Origin of the sequence: Mycolicibacterium arseniciresistens (genome assembly GCF_030519285.1) — a bacterium.
GTDB lineage: Bacteria > Actinomycetota > Actinomycetes > Mycobacteriales > Mycobacteriaceae > Mycobacterium > Mycobacterium arseniciresistens.
The window spans coordinates 1-6,528 of record NZ_JAUMSQ010000386.1; the positions used below are offsets into that span (position 1 = coordinate 1).

Below are 6,528 nucleotides of genomic sequence, written 5' to 3' on the forward strand. Positions count from 1 at the left end.
CACCGGCCCCCAGCGAGGCGCCGCCGCCGCCCCCCACCACCACGGCGCCCGCGGGCCCGCGACAGGTCACCTACTCGGTGACCGGCACCAAGGCCCCCGGCGACATCATCTCGATCACCTACATCGACGCCGCGGGGCGGAGCCGCACGCTGCGCAACGTCTACATCCCCTGGTCGTTCACCGTGACACCGATCTCGCAGTCCGAGGTGGGCTCGGTGCAGGCCTCGAGCCTGCTACTGCTCAGCAGACTCAACTGCTCGATCACCACCAGCGACGGGCAGGTGCTGTCCTCCAACTCCGGTAATTCACCCCAGACGAGCTGCTGATGACATACGCCGACATCGACCCGCGCCGCGACACCGGGTCCACCGACAACCTGGACCGGATCCTGCTCGCGGCGTGCGCCGTGATCTGGCTCATCGCGCTCGGCGCCGCGGTGGCCGCCACCGTCGCCCTGGTCGATCTCGGTCGCACACAACAGCCTCCGGGCGACGGGTCGGGGACCCCGTGGCTGCTCTACACGGTGATCGTGATCTCCGCGCTCGTGATCATCGCCGCGATCCCGCTGCTGTTGCGGGCCCGCCGCACCGCGCTCGACGGCACGGCGCCGGCTCCGGCACGGCCCCGCCGGGTCGAGGACAGCCGGACCGCTCCCGCCGTGCCACCCCGCGGGATCGAGACCCCCACCGGGAAGCTGCGGATGTTCGGGCCGCCTCCGGACCCCGCAGCCCGTACGCCCGGCTATGTGTCCGCCGCGGCGCCCCACCGGCAAGAGCCCGGGTTCCCCGCCGCCGCCGTCGACCAGGTGTATCAGCGCTTCGGCCTGACAGTCGCGTGCGCTCTGGGTGTGGCGACCGCCGCGATCGGCGCCGCCACCTATCTGATGGCCTCCGACAGCGACACCCTGGCCTGGGTGAGCTACGGCATCGCCGGTCTCGTGACCCTCGCCTCGCCGGTGATCCCGGTGTACTACCTGCGCGAACTGCGCGACCTGCTCAACACCCGCTGATCGACGGGTTTCCGGGTCGTGTCCGACCCGAGCCGCCGACAGCACCGACCCCCCGACAGCACTGAGCCCGGCCGCCTCGACATCCGGCGACCGGGCTCAGTGCTTGTCGTGCTGGTCAGGACACCTCAGTGGTGGCCGTTGGTGTGCCCGTTGGACGAACCGTTGGCGTGACCATTGCTGTGACCGTTGGTGTGGCCGTTGGTCGACCCGTTGCGATCCTGGTGCTCCTTGAGTGCCGTGAGCGACTTGCGCTCCGAGGCGTGTGCCGCTTCGATGAGCGCCTCGTTCTCGACCGTGGGGTCGGCACGCAGGAAGCTGCCGCTGCCGGGGGAACCGGCCAGGCCCAGCTTGTTCATCCGCTTGGGCAGCGCGGCACCCTGGTACTCCAGCGGCAGGGGATGGCCGTGGTCGTCGACCGGCCCCAGCGGCTGGTGCAGCTCGATGTAGGCGCCGTGCGGCAGGCGTTTGATGATGCCTGTCTCGATGCCGTGCTCGAGCACTTCACGGTCGCTGCGTTGCAGCGCGATCGCCCACCGGTAGGTGATGTAGTAGACGATCACCGGTAGGATCACCAGGCCGATACGGGCGATCCACGTCGTCGCGTTGAGCGAGATGTGGAACTTCAGCGCGATGATGTCGTTCATGCAGGCGAAGGTCAGCAGGATGTAGATCGAGATGGCCATCGCGCCCAGCGCGGTGCGGACCGGGGCGTCCCGCGGTCGCTGCAGCAGGTTGTGGTGGGCGTTGTCCCCGGAGAACTTCCGCTCCAGGAACGGGTAGACCGACAGCAGGCCGAACACCGCACCCATCAGGACGGCGACCCAGACACCCTGAGGGATGGTGTAGTTGCCGATGTAGAACTCCCACGCCGGCCAGATACGGATCAGGCCGTCGGTCCACATCATGTAGAAGTCCGGCTGGCTGCCCGCCGACACCTGGGACGGTTTGTACGGCCCCAGTTGCCAGATCGGGTTGATCTGCAGCAGACCGCCCATCAGGCCGAGGATGCCGACGGTCACGGCGAAGAACGCGCCGGACTTCACCGCGAAGACCGGCATGACCCGCACGCCGACCACGTTGGTCTCGGTGCGGCCGGGGCCGGGGAACTGGGTGTGCTTCTGGAACCAGACCAGGGCCAGGTGCACGCCGATCAGCGCCAGGATGACGCCGGGGATCAGCAGGATGTGCAGCGCATACAGCCGGGGGATCAGGATGTCGCCGGGGAAGTCGCCGCCGAACAGCGCCCAGTGCATCCACGTGCCGACCACCGGGATGCCCATCGTGATGCCCGACAGCGCGGCGCGGATGCCGGTGCCCGACAGCAGGTCGTCGGGCAGCGAGTAACCGAAGAAGCCCTCGAACATCGCCAGGATCAGCAGCAGGCTGCCGATCACCCAGTTCGCCTCGCGGGGCCTGCGGAACGCGCCGGTGAAGAAGATGCGGGCCAGGTGGACCATGATCGACGCGGCGAATAGCAGCGCCGCCCAGTGGTGCACCTGACGAACGAACAGCCCGCCGCGGATCTCGAAGGTGATGTCCAGGGCGGTCTCGTAGGCCCGCGACATCCCCACACCACGCAGCGGTTGGTAGACGCCGTCGTAGGTGACGTGAGCCATCGACGGGTCGAAGAACAGGGTCAGCCATACACCGGTCAGCAGCAGGACGAGGAAGCTGTACAGCGCGATCTCGCCGAGCAGGAACGACCAGTGGGTGGGGAAGACCTTGTTCAGCTGTCGCCGCACCGCCGCGGACGGGTGGTAACGCGAGTCGATCGCATCACCCTGCGCCGCGAGTTTTGAACTCATGCCTTTGTCCTCCGTTCCCAGAAGGCCGGCCCGACTGGCTCGATGAAGTCGCCGTTGGCGACGAGATAGCCGTCCTGGTCAATGGTGATGGGCAGCTGCGCCAGTGCCCGCGCGGCAGGGCCGAAGATCGGCTTCGCGAAGTGCAGGGCGTCGAACTGCGACTGGTGGCACGGGCACAGGATGCGATTCGTCTGCTGCTCGTAGAGCGAGGCGGGGCATCCCAGGTGCGAGCACACCTTGGTGTAGGCGAAGAACTCACCGAAGTTGAAGCTCTCCTGGTTCTTGCGCTTGACCACCTTTCTCATGTCGCCTGGCCGCAGCCGGATCAGCATGACGGGGTTGCGCACGCCCATCGAGATCTCGACGAGGTGTTCCTCGGACTCGACCGTGGTGCCGTCGCCGTCGGATTCGCGCCACGGGTAGACGGTCTCCATACCGCCGGCGTCGAGGTCCTCGGGCCGCATCTTGACGAAGGGGGAGGAGCCGACCTCGCCGGTCGCCCGCGCTAGGAAGATGGTCTCGCCCTGGAAACGCGGCGTCCATCCGGAGGTCCACAGCACGGCCTTCATGCCCTCGGCGGTGGGAACCACCGGCTTCCACGGGTTCTTGATCAGGCCGCCGAGGAATGCCACCAGCGTGCCGAGTCCGAAGGCCCCCATGCCGACGCCCAGCGACATCACGATCAGCTTGCGGCGCTTGAACGTCGAGCCCTCGAGCGCGTCGGTCAGGTTGGCCGCGGCGGTCTTGCGCTGGATCTCGGGGGAGCGCCCGTCGTGGCGCTGCTGGATCGAGATCTCCTCCGGGATGAACTTCTTCTGAAAGAGCACCGCGCCGACGCCGATGGCCAGCACCGACAGTCCGAACGTGAGGCCGTAGAGCGGGGTGGCCAGCGAGTACACGAACTCACCCGCCGACCCGTAGGGCTGGTACTCCCACGGCCAGAAGAGGAAGACCACCAGCAGTGCCAGGCCCGAGACACCGCCCAGCAGAAGCCAGTTCGCGACGGTGCGCTCGGCACGCTTCTCGGCCCGGGTGCCCGGCACCGGCCAGCGCGGCTCCTTGTAGATGGTCTCGACGCCGTCCAGGCGACCACCGAGCTCGACGAGTTCCTCGCGGGTCATCTCGGCGAGTTCGGCGTCGGTGGGCTGGCCGGGCACACCGGCGTGGCCCGGGGCGTCGGTGCCCTTGGGGGTGTCGTCGGGATCGCCGTCGCGGCGGGGATCGCCGTCGGCTCCGCTCTCGGTCATGCCCGTGCTCCGATCCAGAGGGCCGCAGCGATGACGGCCACCATGCCGATGATCCAGGCCGCCATGCCCTCCGGCGCGGGGCCGAAGCCGCCGAGGCCGTAGCCGCCGGGGTTCGGCGTCTCGGCCGACTCCCGGACGTAGGCGACGATGTCGCGCTTCTCTTCGGGCGAGAGCTGGCGGTCGGAGAACTTGGGCATGTTCTGCGGGCCGGTCAGCATCGCCGTGTAGATCTGCGATTCGGTGGCGTCCCCCAGGTCGGGGGCGTACTTGCCCGACGACAGTGCGCCGCCCTTGCCGGTGAAGTTGTGGCAGGACGCGCAGTTGAGCCGGAACAGGTCACCACCACGGGCGACGTCGTTGCCGATCAGGGATTGTGAGGCGATCTGGCCGTTCTCGTCGCGGGGCACCACGGGACCGCCGCCTGTTGCCTGCACGTAGGCGCCCAGCGCGTCGATCTGCTGTTCGTCGAAGTTGGACGGCTTGTCCGGGGCCTGCGCCTCGCCGCGCATCGCCGGCATGCGGCCAGTCGACACCTGGAAGTAGACCGCCGCCTCGCCGGTGCCGATCAGGCTGGGCCCGCGGTCGGCCACGCCCTGCAGGTTGGCGCCGTGGCAACTTATGCAGGAGGTCTCGAACAGCTGCTTCCCGGTGCGCAGCAGCGCCGACTGTGACTCGTCGGCGACCGCCACCTGTGGCGTCGGAGTCAGCGTTGCGGCGACGCCACCCGCGACGCCGAGTCCGGTCAGCAGCAGCAACCCTGCAGACAGACGCCGTCGCAACCGGCGGCGGGACTTGGTGGTCATCGATCCCCTTCTCATCGGCGCAGGACGCGAGCTCTCGCTCATCGGACGAAGTAGATGACGGCGAACAGGGCGATCCACACGATGTCGACGAAGTGCCAGTAGTAAGACACGACGATCGCCGCGGTGGCCTGCGCCGGGGTGAACTTGCTCATCGTGGTGCGGACGAGCAGGAAGATGAACGCGACAAGGCCGCCGATGACGTGCAGCCCGTGGAATCCGGTGGTCAGGTAGAACACCGTGCCGTAGGCACTTCCCGCGATGGTGGTGCCTTCCTCGACCAGGCTGAGATACTCGTACCCCTGACCGAGGACGAAGAACAGGCCCATCGCAAAGGTCAGCAGATACCACCGCCGAAGCCCGAACACGTCGCCGCGCTCGGCGGCGAAGACGCCCATCTGGCAGGTGAACGACGAGGCGATCAGGACCAGCGTCACGGGCACCGCGAGCATCAGGTTCAGCTCGGTGGGCTCCGGCGGCCAGTCGCCACCCGCCTGCGCGCGCGCAGTGAAGTACATCGCGAACAGGCCGGCAAAGAACATCAGTTCGCTGGACAGCCAGACGATGGTGCCGACACTGACCATGTTCGGCCGATTCAGCGAATGCACGCGGGAGGTGATGGCGGTTCCCGAGGTGCCCACAGCGCTCGTCACCCATGAAGTATGACGCTTTGTAGTTGTTGAACTCCACCCGGGTCGAGCAATTCGTCATAATCTCGGGGTGGTCATTCCCGAGCCGTCTTCGCGTCCGCCGTCCCCCGCATCCGCAGCTGCGCCAACGTGGCCGCAGGTCCTGGGCCGCTTGACCACCGGTCAGGCCCTTCCGTCGGGCCACGCCGCGTGGGCGATGGACCAGATCATGACGGGCGCCGCCACTCCGGCGCAGATCGCCGGCTTCGGCGTGTCGATGAAGATGAAGCGTCCCACATCGGCCGAGGTGACCGAGTTGGCGGACACGATGCTCAAGCACGCGCGACGGGTGCCCACCGACGAGATCGGCACCGACAGCGTCGATGTGGTGGGCACCGGGGGAGACGGGTCCAACACGGTGAACCTGTCCACCATGGCCGCGATCGTGGTGGCGGCCAGCGGCGTCCCGGTGATCAAGCACGGCAACCGGGCCGCGTCGTCGCTGTCCGGTGGGGCGGACACACTCGAGGCGCTCGGGGTGCGCATCGACCTCGGGCCCGGCGAGGTGGCCCGCAGCGTCGCCGAGGTCGGCATCGGGTTTGCCTTCGCGCCGCAGTTCCACCCGTCCTACCGGCACGCCTCGGTGGTGCGCCGCGAGATCGGCGTTCCGACGGTGTTCAATCTGCTTGGCCCACTGACGAATCCGGCCGCCCCGCGGGCCGGCCTGATCGGCTGCGCGTGGGCCGATCTGGCGGAGGTGATGGCCGGGGTGTTCGCCACGCGGCGCTCCAGCGTGCTGGTGGTGCACGGCGACGACGGCCTCGACGAGCTGACCACGACGACCACGAGCACCATCTGGCGCGTGCAGGCCGGCATGGTGGAGCGGCTCACCTTCGACCCGATGGCCTTCGGTTTCAAGCGCGCGGAGCTCTCCGAGCTCGTCGGCGGGGACGCCGAGGCGAACGCCGCCTCGGTGCGGTCGGTGCTGGCCGGCGCCACCGGCCCGGTGCGCGACGCGGTGGTGCTCAACGCGGCGGG

7 protein-coding genes are annotated in these 6,528 nt (G+C 68.4%); 3 read left to right on the top strand and 4 right to left on the bottom strand.

What is annotated here, in order from left to right:
* Together Q2100_RS28875 and Q2100_RS28880 are read left to right on the top strand one after the other, a co-directional pair.
* A partial coding sequence (locus Q2100_RS28875) for an MmpS family transport accessory protein (protein WP_302916788.1) occupies positions 1-326 on the top strand: 326 nt, incomplete at its 5' end.
* Positions 326-1,009 (top strand): DUF2561 family protein, encoded by a 684-nt coding sequence (locus Q2100_RS28880; protein ID WP_302916789.1) that lies wholly within the window; start codon positions 326-328, stop codon positions 1,007-1,009. The genes Q2100_RS28875 and Q2100_RS28880, both read left to right, overlap by 1 nt.
* A 125-nt stretch (positions 1,010-1,134) precedes the next feature.
* On the opposite strand, the gene qcrB is transcribed toward Q2100_RS28880, so the two are convergent.
* Genes qcrB through ctaE form a run of 4 tightly spaced genes read right to left on the bottom strand, consistent with a single transcriptional unit; the run spans position 1,135 to position 5,514 of the window.
* A complete protein-coding gene (qcrB, locus tag Q2100_RS28885) occupies positions 1,135-2,814 on the bottom strand; it encodes a cytochrome bc1 complex cytochrome b subunit (protein ID WP_302916790.1) in 1,680 nt (559 codons plus the stop codon).
* Positions 2,811-4,061, bottom strand: coding sequence for a cytochrome bc1 complex Rieske iron-sulfur subunit (gene qcrA / locus Q2100_RS28890; RefSeq protein ID WP_302916791.1), 1,251 nt, complete (start codon positions 4,059-4,061; stop codon positions 2,811-2,813). The genes qcrB and qcrA overlap by 4 nt, the downstream gene beginning before the upstream one ends.
* Positions 4,058-4,864 carry a cytochrome bc1 complex diheme cytochrome c subunit gene (qcrC, locus tag Q2100_RS28895; RefSeq protein WP_302916792.1) on the bottom strand — a complete coding sequence of 269 codons (807 nt, stop codon included), beginning with the start codon at positions 4,862-4,864 and terminating at the stop codon, positions 4,058-4,060. Before qcrC ends, qcrA begins: the two co-directional genes overlap by 4 nt.
* Before the next feature lie 38 nt (positions 4,865-4,902).
* The gene (ctaE, locus tag Q2100_RS28900; RefSeq protein WP_302916793.1) at positions 4,903-5,514 is read right to left on the bottom strand and encodes an aa3-type cytochrome oxidase subunit III; all 612 of its coding nucleotides are present in this window, start codon (positions 5,512-5,514) and stop codon (positions 4,903-4,905) included.
* A gap of 67 nt (positions 5,515-5,581) precedes the next feature.
* Between ctaE and trpD the strand changes: the two genes are divergently transcribed.
* Positions 5,582-6,528 (top strand): anthranilate phosphoribosyltransferase (trpD, locus tag Q2100_RS28905; RefSeq protein WP_302916794.1); only part of this gene is annotated, 947 nt, incomplete at its 3' end.